Raw genomic sequence first — 15,405 nt, forward strand, 5'->3', positions numbered from 1 at the left:
CTCCGACCGGCAATGGCGGCGGAGACGACAATGCACTAACTATATACCCGGACCACCCGGTGGGGGCTGCTCAGATCGCCGAGCGATAGCTCGAGCCGGTGTCATTGCCCTGCCGGTTCAACGTCGACGGGTCGTGAATCTGGAAAAAGAACTCCAGCAGCGCTCGATACGTGATTTTCTCCGGATCGAAGACGATCTCGATCGCTTCGGCGTGAGTTCCGTGATCGCGATAGGTTGCGTTCACCACGTCGCCACCGGAATAACCAACGCGTGTGGAGATTACGCCGCTATAGCGACGCAGCAGGTCTTGCATCCCCCAGAAGCAGCCACCAGCAAGCACGGCTCGTTCCTCGGTCATACGATTTCCTCCACTTGGTCAACGTACGCCCCGTAACCTTCGGACTCCATGTCGTCGCGATGCACAAACCGCAGTGAAGCCGAATTGATGCAATAGCGCAGCCCACCGCGATCGGCCGGACCATCCGGAAAGACGTGCCCGAGATGGCTGTCGCCATGTGCAGACCGCACTTCGGTGCGGGCCATGCCATGCGTGCGGTCCTGCAGTTCAGTGACGTGTGCAGCGTTAATCGGCTTGGTAAAGCTTGGCCATCCGCATCCCGACTCAAACTTCTCCGACGAGGCAAACAGCGGCTCGCCCGAGACGATATCGACGTAGATTCCGGACTCTTTGTTGTCCAGATATTCTCCGGTTCCGGGAAGTTCGGTGCCGCTTTCCTGGGTGACCCGATACTGCTCTGGGGATAGCTTGGCGATGGCATCAGGGGTCTTGCTGTACTTGCTCATGGTTTTCTCCTGGGTGGGTCCGATATGCGAACTGTGTCGCCCCCTGCCAAGCTGGAGTTGATGGAACCGGCGTGCATCCTAGGCGAAACGATTTTGTCCAAAGCTGGTGAGCCGACTTAGACGCAGCAGCCCATAACCAATTCGCAACAGGCCGCCGCAACGAAGCAACATGATGCCCCGAGGCTCGTGGCCAAACCGGGAGGCGCGGCAAAAGCCGCTGATCCCGGACCGAAAATGGCTGCAAGTGTGAGTATCTTTTTCATGATGCTCCCTTTGATCTTTGATTGCTCGGCACAAACCTCTGTTCGCTTACGAGGCGGGAGAAGTTACCAATGATGTTGGATTAAGAGACGCTGCGCTTGCTCAGCGCCGCATCGCAGGCATAGTCATCGCGGGTGATAGCGGTCCAAGGCATCGCCCACTCCATCGCATCTTTGCAAATCCGAGGGAATCACCATCCAGCCGATGATATCGCTCAACCCCTTTTTTAGGTAAGACGCTTTAAATGTTGCCGATATCCATTCAGGCCGGATTGTGGGGATTGCTCGCTGGAGCCGGGTTGCTCATCGGCGCGACAGTCGCTTTTCTCATTGACCTGCCGCATCGACTGATCGCGGCAGTGATGGGCCTCGGTAGCGGCGTACTGATTGCCGTGCTATCGACCGACCTGATGGAGGAGGCCTTCGCCGGAGGCGGCGCGGTTCCGACCATTGGCGGTTTTCTGCTGGGCGCTTTCGTTTTCAGCGGTGTCAACTGGCTGCTCTCGAAGCGCGGCGCGAAGCACCGCAATCGCTGCGGCGGATGTGTTGAGCAGCCCAAGGAATCGGACGTCAAAGGTAGCGGGTTGGCCATCGCGGCGGGCGCCCTGCTCGATGCAATCCCGGAGTCGATTGTGATCGGCCTCTCGCTGCTCGACGGCGGGAAGATTGGTGTCGGACTTGTCGTCGGCTTCTTCCTGGCGAATGTGCCGCAGGGGCTTTCGAGCGCGGCAGGCATGAAACAGGCTGGCCGATCCGCCAAATACATCTTTTCCGTATGGGGTGGGATTGCCTTGATGAGCGGTGCGGCAGCCGCGCTGGGCAACTTTGCCTCGGGCGGACTTGAGCCGAAAATGGTTGCGATCATCCTGGCATTCGCAGCGGGTGCCGTTCTGGCAATGCTTACCGAGGCCATGATCCCCGAAGCGATCGAGAAAGCGCAAGCATTTATCGGATCGATTGCCGTGATTGGATTTCTCGCGGCCTTTCTGCTGATAAAAGAAACCGCGTAAAAATCTGGAAAACGCCACCACCGGGCGATCGCCCGTGTCCCACGCCTCAAGTTCCGGATTGTGCGGCGCTTCCGCCCTGACAGCGGAGCAACGGTCAAATCCGGGTATCCGCTCTCAGCGGCCCTGAGGCGGCGGGCCCCTAAGATGAACTTGCGCCCAAAACGGTCCAATCTTGTTGTAATAGCCTTACGTTCGGCGATTTGCCCGATCTCAATGGTCTCCTGGCAACACTTTAAGGCATCTCGACGACGCCGTGGCGCTGACGGACACTGATCGGCATCGGTACCGGCGACGCAGACGATCTCACCTCCTCTCCAAGCGTGGACTACCATTCGGCGACAAAAATTCAGCCAACGATAAGTCAGGAGGGCCAGCCGAGACCAAGGTTTCGTCGTCGCGGTTCGAGTTCCGCGAGGTCTGGGTTCATCGACAGTGCAAGCAGCGAGTGCAGTTCCAACGCGTCGCGCGGGGCCGTCGGAATCATTGCGATCTTGCTCGTGACTGCAAAGTGCACGATCAAGCCGGTCGCGTCGGAGGTTGGCGATGACGACGCGAACGATGACTTTCATCCTGCACCTGGTTTAGGGCGCTGATCGATGGCTCAAACGCGGCTTATCCTTCTCGGGGCGGGCCATGCACACCTGCTGCTTACCGAGCAACTCGAAGTGCTGCGTGATGCGGGAATCGACCCGCTGCTCATCGCACCAAAATCGTTCGATTATTCGGGCCTGACGACCGGTGTGCTTTCCGGAGCTCTGCCGCCGGGCGCTAACCGGATCGATGTCGAGGCGGTGGCGAAACGGAGGGGGCTTGCGTTCGTCGATGGCTTCGCGACTGTGATCGATCGCGCAGCGCGCGCTATAAAACTAGCTGATGGCCAGAAGTTCAGCTTTGACCTGCTTTCGCTCAACATTGGCAGCACGGTTGCGGAGCCCTGCCCAGGGAATGATGCCTGGCCGGTCAAGCCGCTCGCCGGACTGACCGCGCTGCGCGCGCATATCGAATCCAAGCCCAGCTTCCCGCGCCTGCTCATTGTCGGTGCCGGGCTGAGCGGCACCGAGGTAGCGGCCGCTCTCGCCGGCCTGGCGACGCGCATGGGAGTCAAACCGCGTATCACGCTTGCCGGCTACCCGGCAGGCACGGGGCGCGGCTGGCGGGCTCTATATGCCAGCCTCGAGTGGCGCGGTGTGGCGCTGCATCCGCGATGGGGGCCGGATGCGGCACCCCCCGAGCACGATCTGATGATCGCGGCGACCGGGCTCGGCGCGGCCGCGCTAGTGCGAGAGGCAGGCCTTGAAACGAGGCGCGGCGCAGGCGTGGCGGTTGCCGCGACGCTTCAATCCGTAGTCGATCCGGCGGTGTTCGCGGCCGGGGATTGCGCCGACTTTCTTCCGCGCCCACTGCCGTGTCAAGGCGTCTTCGGGGTTCGACAGGCGCCGGTGCTCGTAAGGAACCTGATAGCCACCGCCCGCGGAGAGCCGCTCGAACCCTATCGTCCGCAACACCGCTGGCTTGCCATCATGGATCTCGGCGACGAAACCGGCTTCGCGACATGGGGCAGGTTTGCCTGGCGGTCGCGGGCGATGCTCCGATGGAAACGGCATCTGGATTTGGCATTCATGAACCGCTTCCAGTAACCTGCCTCAGGCTTAGCGGGCAGCGTCGCCCCACACTTCCTTAACGCGCGCATCGCGACCGCAGGAAAGGCGGTAGAAGCGGTATTTGATCGGGTTTTTCTTGTAATAATCCTGGTGATAGCCCTCGGCGGGATAGAAGCGGCCGCGCGGCAGGATGTCGGTGGCGACCGGCTTCCCCAGTACCTTAGCGGCTTCGGCCTTGGCGGCCTCGGCAGCCTTGCGCTCGGCCGGGCCAGCGACAAAGATCGCGGGACGATACTGGTCGCCGCGGTCGCAGAACTGCCCGCCGCCGTCGGTCGGATCGGACGTCCGCAGCGCGTGCCTGACCAGCGCCGCGTAAGTGACCCGCGATGGATCATAGACGACGCGGAGCGCTTCGATATGGCCGGAATTGCCCGCCGACACCTGTTCGTAGGTTGGGTTGGCGGTCCTGCCGCCGATATAGCCCGAGGTCGTCGCCAGTACGCCCGGCACTTTGTCGAAATCGGATTCGGTGCACCAGAAGCAGCCGGTAGCGACCACGGCGACGGCGCGTTGACTCGTTTGCGCGGGCGCTTCGTCGGGCGCCACCGCCGAGCAGGCCGCGACGGCCGTCAGCGTCATTGCCATCCATACCGCGCGCGTCATGCTTGCTTCCCCGGCAGGAACTTCATGGCCACACCGTTCATGCACCAGCGCTGGCCGGTCGGCGGCGGGCCGTCGTCGAAGACATGGCCGAGATGTCCGCCGCAGCGGCGGCAATGAACCTCGGTACGGGCGCCGAACAGACCCGGATCGGGCTTGGTGCGGACCGCATTCTTGATCGGTGTGGTGAAGCTCGGCCAGCCGGTACCACTTTCGAACTTGGTCTTCGAAGAATAGACCGGAAGGTGGCAGCCGGCACAGGTATAGGTGCCGCGCCGCTTTTCGGCGTTGAGCGGGCTCGATCCGGCGCGTTCGGTTCCCTCCTGTCGCAGCACCTTGAATTGCGCCGGCGTCAGGATCGCGCGCCACTTATCCGTCGTCTTCACGATTTCGAAAGTCTCGGGGGAGGCCGCGGCCGCTTGCCGAGAGCAACCGCCGAGCGCCAAGCCGCCGATCGCGGCGGAAGCGCTGGCGAGAAATGTCCGCTTGGTCACAATCATCTCTGAAAACCCTTATCGTTCTGGGACGTTCCATTTCGTTATGAGGCCGTTTGAGGTTACATTCTCAGCCTGGGAGATGGATTTGACTGAGGCCGGTGGAGATACTGGAGAGGAGTCCTGGGGCGATCTGCTCGCTGCTGCGCAGCGCGGCGATGGCAACGCCTATCGCCGCTTTCTGACGGCGGCCGCGCCGTTCATACGCGCGCTCGCGCGACGCCGCGTCTATGCCGATGACGTTGTCGAGGATGTGGTGCAGGAAGTATTGCTGACCGTTCACCGGGTTCGCCACACCTACGAGTCCGGCCGCCCGGTCGAGCCATGGCTCGCCGCTATCGTCTCCCGCCGGTCGATCGACGCATTGCGCAGAACTTCGCGGGTCGGCGCGCGCGAGGTACATAATCCAATGGCCTATGAAACCTTCGCCGCCCCCGCGGCGAACACGATAGAAGCAAGCGAGTCCGCGAAAGCGCTCGCGCGGCTCATGGACGAATTGCCGCCGCGGCAGAAGGAGGCACTGGAATTGACGAAGCTCAGGGAAATGTCGCTGGCCGAAGCCTCGGCCGCGTCGGGCCAGTCGGTGTCTTCGCTCAAAGTCAACGTCCATCGCGCAATCAAGCGGCTGCGTCTCGAAGCCGGGAAGGATCAGTTGGAATGACCGACCGGAAGACCGACGCATTGATCGAAAAGCTCAGCGCCGATGCTGTGCCGGTGAAGCGATTGGCTACACCGCTGACGCGGGCGTTCGCGACGCTGGCGGGCCTGGCCCTGTTCGGTCTCGTCGCGATCCTTCTGCTTCCCAATGCCGATCCGCTCGCGATGCGCGGGGCGGGCGGCGAAATGCAGGCGGGGATCGAGCTCGCCGCGGCGCTGCTGACCGGCACGCTCGCCGTCATGGCCGCCTTTCACGTCGCGATACCGGGCCGGTCGCGCGGCTGGCTTGCCGTGCCGCTCCCAGCGCTTGCCCTCTGGCTCGGACTGAGCGGCTTGGGATGCTGGCGGGATATTGCGCGGAGAGGGCCGTCCGGCTGGGAGCTGGGACATAGCATGGACTGCCTGGTCTTTATCGTAACCGCGAGTCTGGTGCTGGGCGTGCCCCTCGCCTGGCGGCTGTCGCGGGCGGCACCGATCGATCCGCTGCCCGTGGCGGCGCTGGGCGGACTCGGCATCGCGGCGCTGTCCGCCTTTCTGCTGCAGTTCTTCCATCCCTTTGCGGTCACGTTTCTCGATCTCGCCGTCCATGTCGTCGCGGTGCTGATCGTGATGGCTCTGGCCAGCCTGCTCCGTCGTCCGATGCTTCGGCCCGCGTAACCTTTGGCGTTATCCGGCGAACCGGGTGTGGAGGTAAGGCCTATGACTCGACTTCGACTGATCGTGACGCTGTCTCTCGCCGCGCTTACGGCCTGCTCGCCTGCCGATGCTGCGGACGCCGACCATCCGGTGGTTGTCGAGCTGTTCCAGAGCCAGGGCTGTTCGTCCTGCCCGCCGGCCAACGCCAACCTCAACGCGATCGCGGGCCGCCCCGACGTGCTCGCGCTGAGCTTCTCCGTAACCTATTGGGATCGGCTCGGCTGGAAAGATACGTTCGCGCACCCGCGCTTCACTCAACGCCAGTGGGATTATGCGAAAGCCGGCGGCCGTGGCAATGTCTCGACACCGCAGATGGTCGTAAACGGGCGAGGCGTGCTGATCGGTCACCGCCGGGAAGAGGTCGCCGCGTTCATTCGGCGCTTCGATCGCGGCTTGTCGGGGCCCACCATCGCCTTCGGGGATGGCCGGATCAAAGTTGGCGCGATGAAGGGGGCCAAGCCTGCGACAGTGTGGCTCGTGCGCTACGATCCGAGGACACACAACGTCCCCATCCGCGCCGGGGAGAATGGCGGACGTACGCTCCCGCACAAAAATATCGTGCGCGCGCTGGATCGCCTCGGCCAATGGAAGGGCGCGTCGGCGTCCTTCGCTTTGCCCGCATCGCCCGACCCGGCATGGCGCGGCGCGGTAATCGTCCAACAGGGAAGTGGCGGCCCGATCATCGCTGCACGGAGGATATGAAAATGACCGATACAGGCGCACTCAAGCCCGCATCGTTGCTGCTGCTGCGGATCGGCACTGGGCTTCTGCTGATGTTATGGGGCGGGCTGCGTCTGATGTCGCCCGACGCCGGACCCGGGCTGGCCGAGAAGTACTATTCGGGTTTCATGGGAATGCAGGCGATCCAGATCGCGTTCGGCGCGGCCGAGGTGCTGACTGGCTTGCTGGTGGTGATCGGTCTTTTTCGCCGCATCGCCTATCCTCTGCAGGCGCTCGTGCTGGTGCCCGGCGCAATCGTGCTGTGGCGATATCTTGTCGATCCGATGGGTCTCTATCTGCTCGACAGCGAGACCAGTCAGATATTGTTTTTTCCATCCATCACTCTCGCCGCCGCAAGCCTGGTGCTGATCGCCTTTCGCGATGCCGACCGCTGGTCGCTCGATGCGCTGATGGCACGGCGCCGCGATACCGCCGCGCGATGAAGGGATTGACTGGCCGGATTGGCCTTCTGCTCCTCATCGGCGGGGGCATCGCCGCCTTCTTCCTGCTCGATCTGGGGCGTTTCCTGACGCTGGACTATGTCAAGGATCAGCAGGCGGCGCTCGCCGATCTGCTCGCGCGCGAACCGGCGCTTGTGATCGGAGGATTTTTTCTCGTCTATGTCGCGATAACCGCCCTGTCGTTGCCGGGAGCCGCGATCATGACGCTGGCGGCGGGCGCAATCTTCGGGTTGTGGCTCGGCACGCTGGTGGTCTCCTTCGCCTCGGCGATCGGCGCCGCGCTCGCCTTCCTGTCCGCGCGCTATGTGCTGCGCGACTGGGTGAAAGGCCGTTTCCCGAAGGCGGCAGGCGCGGTGGATCGCGGTGTAGAGCGGGACGGCAATTTCTATCTGCTCACACTGAGGCTGATCCCCGTTTTCCCATTCTTCCTGGTCAACCTCGCGATGGGGCTGACGGCGATGCGCCTGCTTCCCTATTTTCTCGTCAGCCAGATCGGGATGCTGCCCGGCACCATCGTCTATGTGAACGCCGGGACACAGCTCGCGGCAATCGAATCCACGCGCGATATTCTCTCGCCTGCCTTGATCGGATCGTTCGTTCTGCTCGGAATATTTCCGTTGATCGCGAAATGGGCGATCGACTGGTGGAAGCGGCGCCAGGTCTATCGAGGCTGGAAACGGCCGAAGCGGTTCGACCGCAACCTGATCGTCATCGGCGCCGGCGCGGGCGGGCTCGTCACCAGCCTGATCGGCGCCACGGTTCGCGCGAAAGTGACGTTGATCGAACAGGCGAAGATGGGCGGCGACTGTCTCAACACGGGTTGCGTCCCGTCCAAGACGCTGATCCGCGCCGCCCGCCTCGCGCACGAGATGCGCACGGCCGATCGCCATGGCCTGACTCCCGCCGACCCGCCGGTGCCGTTCGCCAAGGTTATGGCGCGCGTGCGCGACGCGATCCGCATTATCGAGCCCGCCGACAGCGCCGAACGCTATACCGGCCTCGGCGTCGATGTGCGGCAGGGCCATGCAACGATCGTCGATCCCTGGACTGTGGCGATCGACGGCGAGAAACGCCTTACGACCCGCTCGATCGTCATCGCCGCGGGCGGCGAGCCGGTGGTGCCCGACATCCCCGGTCTCGAGGAAAGCGGCTATCTGACGAGCGATACGCTCTGGGACGCGCTAGGCGAGCGCGCAAGCGTGCCCGAAAGGATCGTGGTGATCGGCGGCGGGCCGATCGGATGCGAATTGTCGCAAGCCTTCGCACGGCTCGGCAGCAAGGTCGTGCAGGTCCAAGGCGGCGACCGCATCCTGCCGCGCGAGGACGCAGAGGTATCCGCCTTTGTCGCCGACGCGCTGCGCGCCGACGGAATCGACCTGCGGCTCGGCACGAAGGCCAAGCGCGTCAAAGGCAAGACGCTGGTGCTGGGCGACGGGTCATCCGTCCCCTTCGACGAACTGATCGTCGCCGTCGGCCGCCGCGCACGGCTCAGCGGCTACGGCCTCGAGGCGCTCGGCATCGAAACGGGAAAGACGGTTGAGGTCGATGATTTCCTGCGCACCCGCTTTCCCAACATCTTTGCGGTCGGCGACGTCGCCGGACCATATCAATTCACCCATTTCGCCGCGCACCAGGCATGGTTCGCGGCGGTCAACGCTCTCTTCGGCCGGTTCCGCAAGTTCCGGGCGGATTATTCGGTGCTGCCCTGGGTGACGTTCACCGACCCGGAGGTGGCGCATGTCGGCCACAACGAGGCGAGCGCAAAGGAGGCGGGCCTAGCTTGCGAGGTTGTCCGTTACGAGGTTGACCATCTCGATCGCGCCGTGGCGGAAGGCGCGAACGCGGGGTTCGTGAAACTGTTTGTCCAGCCGGGCAAGGACCGCATCCTGGGCGGCACCATAGTCGCGCACAATGCCGGCGAGACAATCGCCGAGCTGGTGTTGGCGATGAAGCACGGCATCGGCCTCAACAAGCTGCTCGGCACGATCAAGGCCTATCCGACGATGTCCGAGGCGAACAAATATGCCGCCGGCGAATGGAAGAAGGCGCACAAGCCGGAGCGGCTGCTGAATCTCTCCGAACGCTACCATCGCTGGATGCGCGGATGATCCTCTCGATGCTCCTCGCCGCACAGGTGCCGGTCGGCCAGTTTCGGGAGGAGGGGCCGCCGCCGTCGCCGTGGCGCGTCGTTCGGATCGACAAGAAGACACCGCCGACCCGCTATCGCGTCGCCAGGATCGACGGCGTTACCGCGATCGAGGGCGTCGCCGACAAGAGCATGGCGCTACTGGCGCGTCCGCTGACGGTCGATCTCGATGCCACGCCGGTCTTGTGCTGGCGGTGGCGGGTCGATGCGCCCGTCGCGGCGGCGGACATGCGCCGCAAGAGCGGTGACGACTACGCCGCGCGAGTCTATGTCGCGTTCGATATTCCCAACGCCTCGTTGACCGCGGGCACGCGATTCAAGCTCGGCATCGCGCGGAAATTGTTCGGCGCGGCGGTTCCGGATGCGGCGATCAACTATGTCTGGGACAATAGTAATCCGGTCGGGACCAGGGTGAAGAGCGCCTATACCGACCGCGCCCAGCTCGTCGTCGCCGAAACCGGAACGGGGCGAGCTGGCCGCTGGGTGACCGAGCGCGCCGATGTCGCCGCCGACTTTGCCCGCGCGTTCGCCAATGTTCCCGGCAAGCCGATCCAGATCGCGGTCGCCGTCGACACCGACAATACACGCTCGTTCGCGCGCGGTGCCTTCGCGGATCTGCATTTCGTGGCGCGGGACAAGCCGTGCGCCTTTTGAGAGCGGGATTTCTATGATGAGTTCTCGGGCAATCGTGCGTGCCGGAATTTCCGCGGCGGCATTCGCGGTGGCCGCGCCCGCGCTGGCTCAGCAGGCGGGTATACAGGTGGCGGTGGTCCACGCCGAAAATGGCGACCCGGTCGCCGATGCCGAAGTAACGATCGAGAATCGCGAACTCGCGATCCTGCGCCGAGAGCGTACCGATGCGCGCGGACAGGTGCGGCTTGAGGCCCTGCCGACCGGCGGCGCGTATATCGTCGTCTTTGGCGGATCGGACGGGTTCGCGCGGACGCAATCCGCGCCTATCCGATTGCGGTCGAACTTCACCAGTTCGGTCACGCTCCGGCTCACGCCTGCCGACGACGCTGCGATCGTCGTCACCGGCCGTCGGGCGGTTACGGGCATCAATACCGTCAACGCTGAAATCTCGGGTTCGCTCAGCGAGCGCGAATTGCGCGATTTGCCGATCGAGGGGCGCGACGTCATCGGTGCGTTGGTGCGGCTGCCCAACGTGGTGCCCTCGACCGGCTTCTTCCCGGAAGCGCCGGTGATTTCCATCAACGGCTCCAACGCACTCAACACCAATTATCTGATCGACGGTCTCGACAATAACGAAAACTTCCTCGGCGGACCGAAATTTCCTGTGCCGCTGGGGTTCACGCGCGAGGTCACCGTCATCGCCAACAGCTATTCGGTGATTTACGGCCGGACTCCGAACGGCCTGGTCAACTTCACGACGCCCTCGGGGTCCAACGACTGGCGCGGCGAGGCTTATGCGCTGGTCCGCCCCGGCCGCCCATTTGACGCAAGATCGGCCTTTCCGCGCCGCGACTTGAGCGGCAATCCGGTCGGCGAGAGCTTCGAACGGTATCAGGCCGGCGGCGCGCTCGGCGGGCCGATCATCAGCGATCGGACCTTCTTCTACGCGAACCTGGAATATACGCGCGACCACAACGTCCAGATCGTCGACGCGCCCGCGCTCGGAGTGGTCGAAAACGTCACCGGCAACAATCAATTCCTGCTCGGCTCGCTGCGCCTCGACCATCGTCTGTCGGATGACTGGACGGCGACGCTCCGCACGAACATCGGCCGCGTCACAATCGACCGGCCGGGCGGCGCGCTGGGAGGCGGAAACGTCACGTTTCCATCCGCCGGGTCCGACCAGGATCGATTCTCGACGATTGTTGCCGGTTCGCTGAGCTATGCGGGCGACGCCTGGAGCTATGACGGCAGCCTCCAGTATAGCCGCTTCCGCTGGGATTACGGTGAGGCGCGCGGCGGTTCGGGTCCGCAGGTTGCTATCCGCGACGAAAGTGGGCTGACGGTCGGGGTGCTCGGCCATCCGGGCTTCGTGTTCGACGATCTTGAGCAAAGCTGGCAGACGGTCCACCGCCTCCAGCGGCGGATCGGCGATCATCGCATCAGTGTCGGTACGGACCTCCTCCATTCGCAGTTCGCGCTGGCCGGTGGCGGCAATCCCGACGGCAATTTCATCGTCGCGCTCACGCCCGATCAGGTGGCGGCAGTGCGCGGCCTCGGGCGCGGCCTCGATCTTTCCGCCGGGGATGTTCTTGGACTCGACCCGCGCATCATCGACTATTCCGTCGAGCTGCGTCCCAACACCTTCGGCACCGATCAGAATCAGCTAGCCTTCTATGTCGAGGACGAATGGCAGCTTTCGCCCAAGCTGACGGCGACGCTGGGGCTGCGGTGGGACTATGACTCGCTTACCGCCAAGGGCGGCGGCGGTGACTACGATAATTTTGCCCCGAGGCTCGCGGTCAATTATCGTCCCGATGCGCGCTCGTCGATCCGCTTCGGCGCGGGCGTATTCCACGGCAAGCTGATCTATGCGGTGATCTCCGACGCGCTCCAGCGCAACACGGCGTCGGCGGCGCTGCTCGGCCAGCTCAATCGGCTTCAATCGCTTGGGATCATCCGCGCCGGGGTGCCGCTGGCGCCGCTCACGTTCGATGGCAATCTCGCCGTCTCCGTGCCATGCGATACCGCGAGCGCATGTCCTGGACCCGATGCGGTTCAGGGGCTGCGCGACACCGCCACGATCAACGAGGTCCGGATACTCAATCCCGAAGGCTACGACAGCCCGTACAGCCTGCAACTCAGCGCGGGCTATCAATATCAGCTGACCGATGCGATCACCCTTGGCGTCGATGCGATCTACAGCCGGTCGCGCAATCTCGCGCGGCTGCGCGATCTCAACGCGCCCGCGCCCTTCACGCCGAATATGGCTGCGCTGACCGAGGCGAATATCGCCTTGCTCCGCTCGCAGCCGGACAACGCGTCGCGCTCGGCGCTCGCGCAATCGCTCGGCCTGGTGCGCAGCCAGGCCGAAGCCGATGCCACCCGGCCCGTCACGCTTTCACCCGGCGGAGCGCGGCAGATCACCGTATCCGAAACCGAGGGCAAGGCGCTCTATCGCGCGCTCAATTTCCGCGCGGAGAAGGCGCGAGGGCAGGACGATTACGCGTTCAACCTCGTTTACACCCTGTCGAAGCTGACCAACGACACCGACGACATCAATTTCCGCGCGTCGGACGCGAACAATTTCGGCGCCGACCGTGGACCCTCCGCCAACGATCGCCGTCACGTCATCTCAGCGGTGGGCTATCTTTATCCCTTTGACGGCTTCATCTTCACCGTCGCGGGGCTGTTCCAGTCGGGCCAGCCCGTCAATTTCGTGCCGGACGCACGCATCTTCGGCACGCAGGATCTGAACGGCGACGGCCAATCGTTCGGCGAGAATTTCGTGGGTAATTCGGATCGCTATCCGGGCGCGACGCGCAATTCGGGGCGGCTGCCGTGGTCGGCGACGGTCGACCTCGGCATACGCTACGCCGTGCCGGTTGCGTTTGGCCGGTTTGAGCTTTCCGCCGATGTCTTCAATGTGTTCAACGCAAACAACGAATCGGGCTTTGCGAACGCGGCGACGACGTCCAACCAGGTGCAGTTCGGCGGAGGAGCGCCGTTCGTCCAGCGCAACGCCGGCCCGCCCCGGCAACTCCAGTTTGGCGCGGCGTTTAAATTCTGAGTTCGGAGGCATCTTTGGCGATATTGCAGCAGGCGCAGGGGCTGATCGGCATCGCGTTGCTGCTTATGCTCGTCTGGGGCCTGTCGGAGAACCGGAGTGCCCGCCCCTCGTGGCGCTGGATTGGCGCTGCCTTGCTGCTCCAGTTCGGGCTCGCCATCCTCCTTGTGCGCGTTCCGTTCGTGTGGAGCGTGGTGACACTTGCCAATCATGCCGTCCGCGCGATCGAAAAAGCGACTTTGGTCGGTTCCAGCTACATGTTCGGTTATGTCGGCGGCGCGCCGCTGCCGTTCGCGCTCGGCCCGGGCCAGTCCGCTCCGGTTATCATCGCCTTCCAGATCCTGCCGCTGATCATCGTCTTCTCCGCGCTTTCCGCGCTCCTGTGGCACTGGGGCGTCCTCGCTCGGATCGTGCGCGGGCTTTCCTGGCTCCTCCAGCGCAGCCTCGGCGTCAGCGGCGTCGTGGGGCTGAGCGCCGGTTCCAACCTGTTCCTGGGCGTGGTCGAGAGCCCGCTGGTGGTGCGCGCCTATTTCGAGCGGATGGGCCGGAGCGAGCTGTTCGCGATCATGGTGCTGGCGATGTCGACCATCTCCGGAGCAGTTCTGGTCCTCTACGCATCGACCCTGTCGCGAACCGTGCCGGACGCCACCGGGCACATGATCGCCGCCTCGATCATCTCGCTTCCCGCCGCCCTGCTGATCGCGCGGCTGATGGTGCCGGGCGACGACAAGACCGATGACGACAATGCGGAGCCGGCGCTGAAATATGACGGCAGCATGGACGCGATCGTCCGCGGCACGATGGACGGCGTCCAGCTGTTCCTCGCGGTAATCGGGGTGATCATCGTCATGTTCGCGTTGATCGCGCTGGCCGATCAGATGCTTGTCGGCCTGCCGCTGGTCGATGGGGCGCCGGTCACCGTGCGCCGGACGCTCGGCTGGGTGTTCTCGCCCATGATGTGGACACTGGGCGTCCCCTGGGACCAGGCGCCGCAGGCCGGTGCGCTGATGGGCACAAAGGCAATACTCAACGAATATGTCGCTTTTCTGGAACTGGCGGCGCTGCCGCCCGACACATTCGATCCGCGCAGCCTGTTGATCGTCACCTATGCGCTGTGCGGCTTCGCCAACCTCGCCAGCATCGGCTTGCTCGTCTCCACCATCGGCACACTGGCGCCGTCGCGGCGGGCGGAGGTCGCGGCGCTGGGCGTGAAAAGCTGGATCGCGGGTAATTGCGCTTCGGCGATGACGGGCGCGGTCATCGGCGTTGTCACGTTCGTCTGAAGGAAGCGCATGTTCGACGCCAAACTCCGCCCGCTGATCGACCCGCCGCTGAACGCCGCGGGGCGCGCCATCGCGGCATTGGGCATCGGCGCGAATGCGTTGACGCTGGTCGGCCTCGGCATCGGGCTTTGCGGTGCGGTGGCCATCGGCCTCGGCGCCTTCGGCTGGGGGCTGGTCCTCATACTGCTCAACCGCCTGTTCGACGGCCTCGACGGCGCGGTCGCTCGCGCCGCCGGGCCCACCGACCTCGGCGGCTATCTCGATATCGTCGCCGACTTCGCTTTCTACGTTTCCGTGCCCGTCGGGTTCGGCTTCGCGGCAGCCGAAAACCTCCCTTATGCGATGGTGCTGGTCGCGACCTTCGTCCTGACCGGCGTCAGTTTTCTCGCCTTCGCCGCGGTCGCGGCCAAGCGCGGCGACGAGACGGTGGCGCATGGCCGCAAGGCGTTTTTCTATTCGACCGGAATTGCCGAAGGTATGGAAACGATAGTCGCTTTCGTCGCCATGTGCATCGTGCCATCGGCGTTCCCGGTGATCGCGACTGGTTTTGCGATCCTGTGCATCGTGACCGTTTTCCAGCGCAGCCTGCGGGCAGCGATCAGCTTTCGATGAAGTTCGGCGGGCCCACCCTATCGAGTGGTCGATTCCAGAAAGGCCAGCACGGCGCGCCAGTTTTCCTCCGCGCCACGAGCATTACGGGCGGAGATCAGCGTCGACGAGCCATGCGCGCCGCCGAATGTGGGTACGAATTGCGTCTTCCGGGGCGAGGCGACGGCATCGAAGATAGCTCTCGCTGCAGCGATTTCTTCGGAATTCTCGGCCGACGTGACGAACACGGCTCTGTTGCAAACTCTGACACGGTTTCCAAGATTGGGCTCATGTACTGTCAAGGTCAGTTGCGATGAACGATTTC

At 64.0% G+C, this 15,405-nt stretch carries 15 protein-coding genes and 1 pseudogene; 11 read left to right on the plus strand and 5 right to left on the minus strand.

The features are described from left to right. Window positions 1-70: 70 nt before the first annotated feature. Window positions 71-358: a peptide-methionine (S)-S-oxide reductase gene (locus tag OPU66_RS13875; protein ID WP_498554258.1), complete on the minus strand. Its 288-nt coding sequence runs from the start codon at window positions 356-358 to the stop codon at window positions 71-73. Beyond that, complete coding sequence (gene msrB / locus OPU66_RS13880) at window positions 355-804, minus strand: peptide-methionine (R)-S-oxide reductase MsrB (protein WP_498554259.1); 450 nt, start codon at window positions 802-804, stop codon at window positions 355-357. Before msrB (OPU66_RS13880) ends, OPU66_RS13875 begins: the two co-directional genes overlap by 4 nt. A gap of 505 nt (window positions 805-1,309) precedes the next feature. Between msrB (OPU66_RS13880) and OPU66_RS13885 the strand changes: the two genes are divergently transcribed. Continuing rightward, window positions 1,310-2,074, plus strand: coding sequence for a ZIP family metal transporter (locus OPU66_RS13885; RefSeq protein WP_498554260.1), 765 nt, complete (start codon window positions 1,310-1,312; stop codon window positions 2,072-2,074). Window positions 2,075-2,670: 596 nt separating this feature from the next. Next, window positions 2,671-3,711 (plus strand): FAD-dependent oxidoreductase, encoded by a 1,041-nt coding sequence (locus tag OPU66_RS13890; protein ID WP_498554261.1) that lies wholly within the window; start codon window positions 2,671-2,673, stop codon window positions 3,709-3,711. Window positions 3,712-3,723: 12 nt separating this feature from the next. Here OPU66_RS13890 and msrA read toward each other — a convergent pair whose 3' ends face one another. Together msrA and msrB (OPU66_RS13900) are read right to left on the minus strand one after the other, a co-directional pair. Continuing rightward, window positions 3,724-4,338: a peptide-methionine (S)-S-oxide reductase MsrA gene (msrA, locus tag OPU66_RS13895; protein ID WP_498554262.1), complete on the minus strand. Its 615-nt coding sequence runs from the start codon at window positions 4,336-4,338 to the stop codon at window positions 3,724-3,726. Next, the gene (gene msrB, locus OPU66_RS13900) at window positions 4,335-4,835 is read right to left on the minus strand and encodes a peptide-methionine (R)-S-oxide reductase MsrB (protein ID WP_498554263.1); all 501 of its coding nucleotides are present in this window, start codon (window positions 4,833-4,835) and stop codon (window positions 4,335-4,337) included. Before msrB (OPU66_RS13900) ends, msrA begins: the two co-directional genes overlap by 4 nt. A 76-nt stretch (window positions 4,836-4,911) precedes the next feature. Between msrB (OPU66_RS13900) and OPU66_RS13905 the strand changes: the two genes are divergently transcribed. The 9 genes from OPU66_RS13905 to OPU66_RS13945 are packed head-to-tail and all read left to right on the plus strand — an operon-like array spanning window position 4,912 to window position 15,104. Further along, window positions 4,912-5,490, plus strand: a complete 579-nt coding sequence (locus OPU66_RS13905; RefSeq protein WP_498554264.1) for a sigma-70 family RNA polymerase sigma factor — start codon at window positions 4,912-4,914, stop codon at window positions 5,488-5,490. Next, complete coding sequence (locus OPU66_RS13910; RefSeq protein ID WP_498554265.1) at window positions 5,487-6,143, plus strand: NrsF family protein; 657 nt, start codon at window positions 5,487-5,489, stop codon at window positions 6,141-6,143. Before OPU66_RS13905 ends, OPU66_RS13910 begins: the two co-directional genes overlap by 4 nt. 42 nt (window positions 6,144-6,185) lie before the next feature. Continuing rightward, window positions 6,186-6,884 (plus strand): DUF1223 domain-containing protein, encoded by a 699-nt coding sequence (locus OPU66_RS13915; protein ID WP_498554266.1) that lies wholly within the window; start codon window positions 6,186-6,188, stop codon window positions 6,882-6,884. Window positions 6,885-6,886: 2 nt separating this feature from the next. Beyond that, window positions 6,887-7,345 (plus strand): hypothetical protein, encoded by a 459-nt coding sequence (locus tag OPU66_RS13920; RefSeq protein WP_498554267.1) that lies wholly within the window; start codon window positions 6,887-6,889, stop codon window positions 7,343-7,345. Continuing rightward, complete coding sequence (locus tag OPU66_RS13925) at window positions 7,342-9,471, plus strand: dihydrolipoyl dehydrogenase family protein (RefSeq protein WP_498554268.1); 2,130 nt, start codon at window positions 7,342-7,344, stop codon at window positions 9,469-9,471. Before OPU66_RS13920 ends, OPU66_RS13925 begins: the two co-directional genes overlap by 4 nt. Next, window positions 9,468-10,163: a DUF3047 domain-containing protein gene (locus tag OPU66_RS13930; protein ID WP_498554269.1), complete on the plus strand. Its 696-nt coding sequence runs from the start codon at window positions 9,468-9,470 to the stop codon at window positions 10,161-10,163. Before OPU66_RS13925 ends, OPU66_RS13930 begins: the two co-directional genes overlap by 4 nt. Window positions 10,164-10,176: 13 nt before the next feature. Then, a complete protein-coding gene (locus tag OPU66_RS13935; protein WP_498554270.1) occupies window positions 10,177-13,212 on the plus strand; it encodes a TonB-dependent receptor in 3,036 nt (1,011 codons plus the stop codon). A gap of 23 nt (window positions 13,213-13,235) precedes the next feature. Beyond that, on the plus strand, window positions 13,236-14,492 hold the full coding sequence (locus OPU66_RS13940) for a NupC/NupG family nucleoside CNT transporter (protein ID WP_498554271.1): 1,257 nt from the start codon (window positions 13,236-13,238) through the stop codon (window positions 14,490-14,492). A 9-nt stretch (window positions 14,493-14,501) separates the two neighbouring features. Further along, window positions 14,502-15,104 carry a CDP-alcohol phosphatidyltransferase family protein gene (locus OPU66_RS13945; protein WP_498554272.1) on the plus strand — a complete coding sequence of 201 codons (603 nt, stop codon included), beginning with the start codon at window positions 14,502-14,504 and terminating at the stop codon, window positions 15,102-15,104. Window positions 15,105-15,121: 17 nt separating this feature from the next. Here OPU66_RS13945 and OPU66_RS13950 read toward each other — a convergent pair. Next, window positions 15,122-15,405 (minus strand): annotated as a pseudogene (locus OPU66_RS13950) (hypothetical protein); the annotation flags it as partial.

It is taken from the genome of Sphingomonas sp. URJC2 (assembly GCF_059803575.1).

What these genes read in the sequence shown, in the direction of transcription:
- OPU66_RS13925 (WP_498554268.1), top strand. Translation starts at nt 7,342, where the DNA reads ATGAAGGGATTGACTGGCCGGATTGGCCTTCTGCTCCTCATCGGCGGG.
- OPU66_RS13935 (WP_498554270.1), top strand. Translation starts at nt 10,177, where the DNA reads ATGATGAGTTCTCGGGCAATCGTGCGTGCCGGAATTTCCGCGGCGGCA.
- OPU66_RS13875 (WP_498554258.1), bottom strand. Translation starts at nt 358, where the DNA reads ATGACCGAGGAACGAGCCGTGCTTGCTGGTGGCTGCTTCTGGGGGATG.
- OPU66_RS13930 (WP_498554269.1), top strand. Translation starts at nt 9,468, where the DNA reads ATGATCCTCTCGATGCTCCTCGCCGCACAGGTGCCGGTCGGCCAGTTT.
- msrB (WP_498554259.1), bottom strand. Translation starts at nt 804, where the DNA reads ATGAGCAAGTACAGCAAGACCCCTGATGCCATCGCCAAGCTATCCCCA.
- msrB (WP_498554263.1), bottom strand. Translation starts at nt 4,835, where the DNA reads ATGATTGTGACCAAGCGGACATTTCTCGCCAGCGCTTCCGCCGCGATC.
- OPU66_RS13905 (WP_498554264.1), top strand. Translation starts at nt 4,912, where the DNA reads ATGGATTTGACTGAGGCCGGTGGAGATACTGGAGAGGAGTCCTGGGGC.
- OPU66_RS13920 (WP_498554267.1), top strand. Translation starts at nt 6,887, where the DNA reads ATGACCGATACAGGCGCACTCAAGCCCGCATCGTTGCTGCTGCTGCGG.
- OPU66_RS13945 (WP_498554272.1), top strand. Translation starts at nt 14,502, where the DNA reads ATGTTCGACGCCAAACTCCGCCCGCTGATCGACCCGCCGCTGAACGCC.
- OPU66_RS13885 (WP_498554260.1), top strand. Translation starts at nt 1,310, where the DNA reads ATGTTGCCGATATCCATTCAGGCCGGATTGTGGGGATTGCTCGCTGGA.
- OPU66_RS13890 (WP_498554261.1), top strand. Translation starts at nt 2,671, where the DNA reads ATGGCTCAAACGCGGCTTATCCTTCTCGGGGCGGGCCATGCACACCTG.
- msrA (WP_498554262.1), bottom strand. Translation starts at nt 4,338, where the DNA reads ATGACGCGCGCGGTATGGATGGCAATGACGCTGACGGCCGTCGCGGCC.
- OPU66_RS13915 (WP_498554266.1), top strand. Translation starts at nt 6,186, where the DNA reads ATGACTCGACTTCGACTGATCGTGACGCTGTCTCTCGCCGCGCTTACG.
- OPU66_RS13910 (WP_498554265.1), top strand. Translation starts at nt 5,487, where the DNA reads ATGACCGACCGGAAGACCGACGCATTGATCGAAAAGCTCAGCGCCGAT.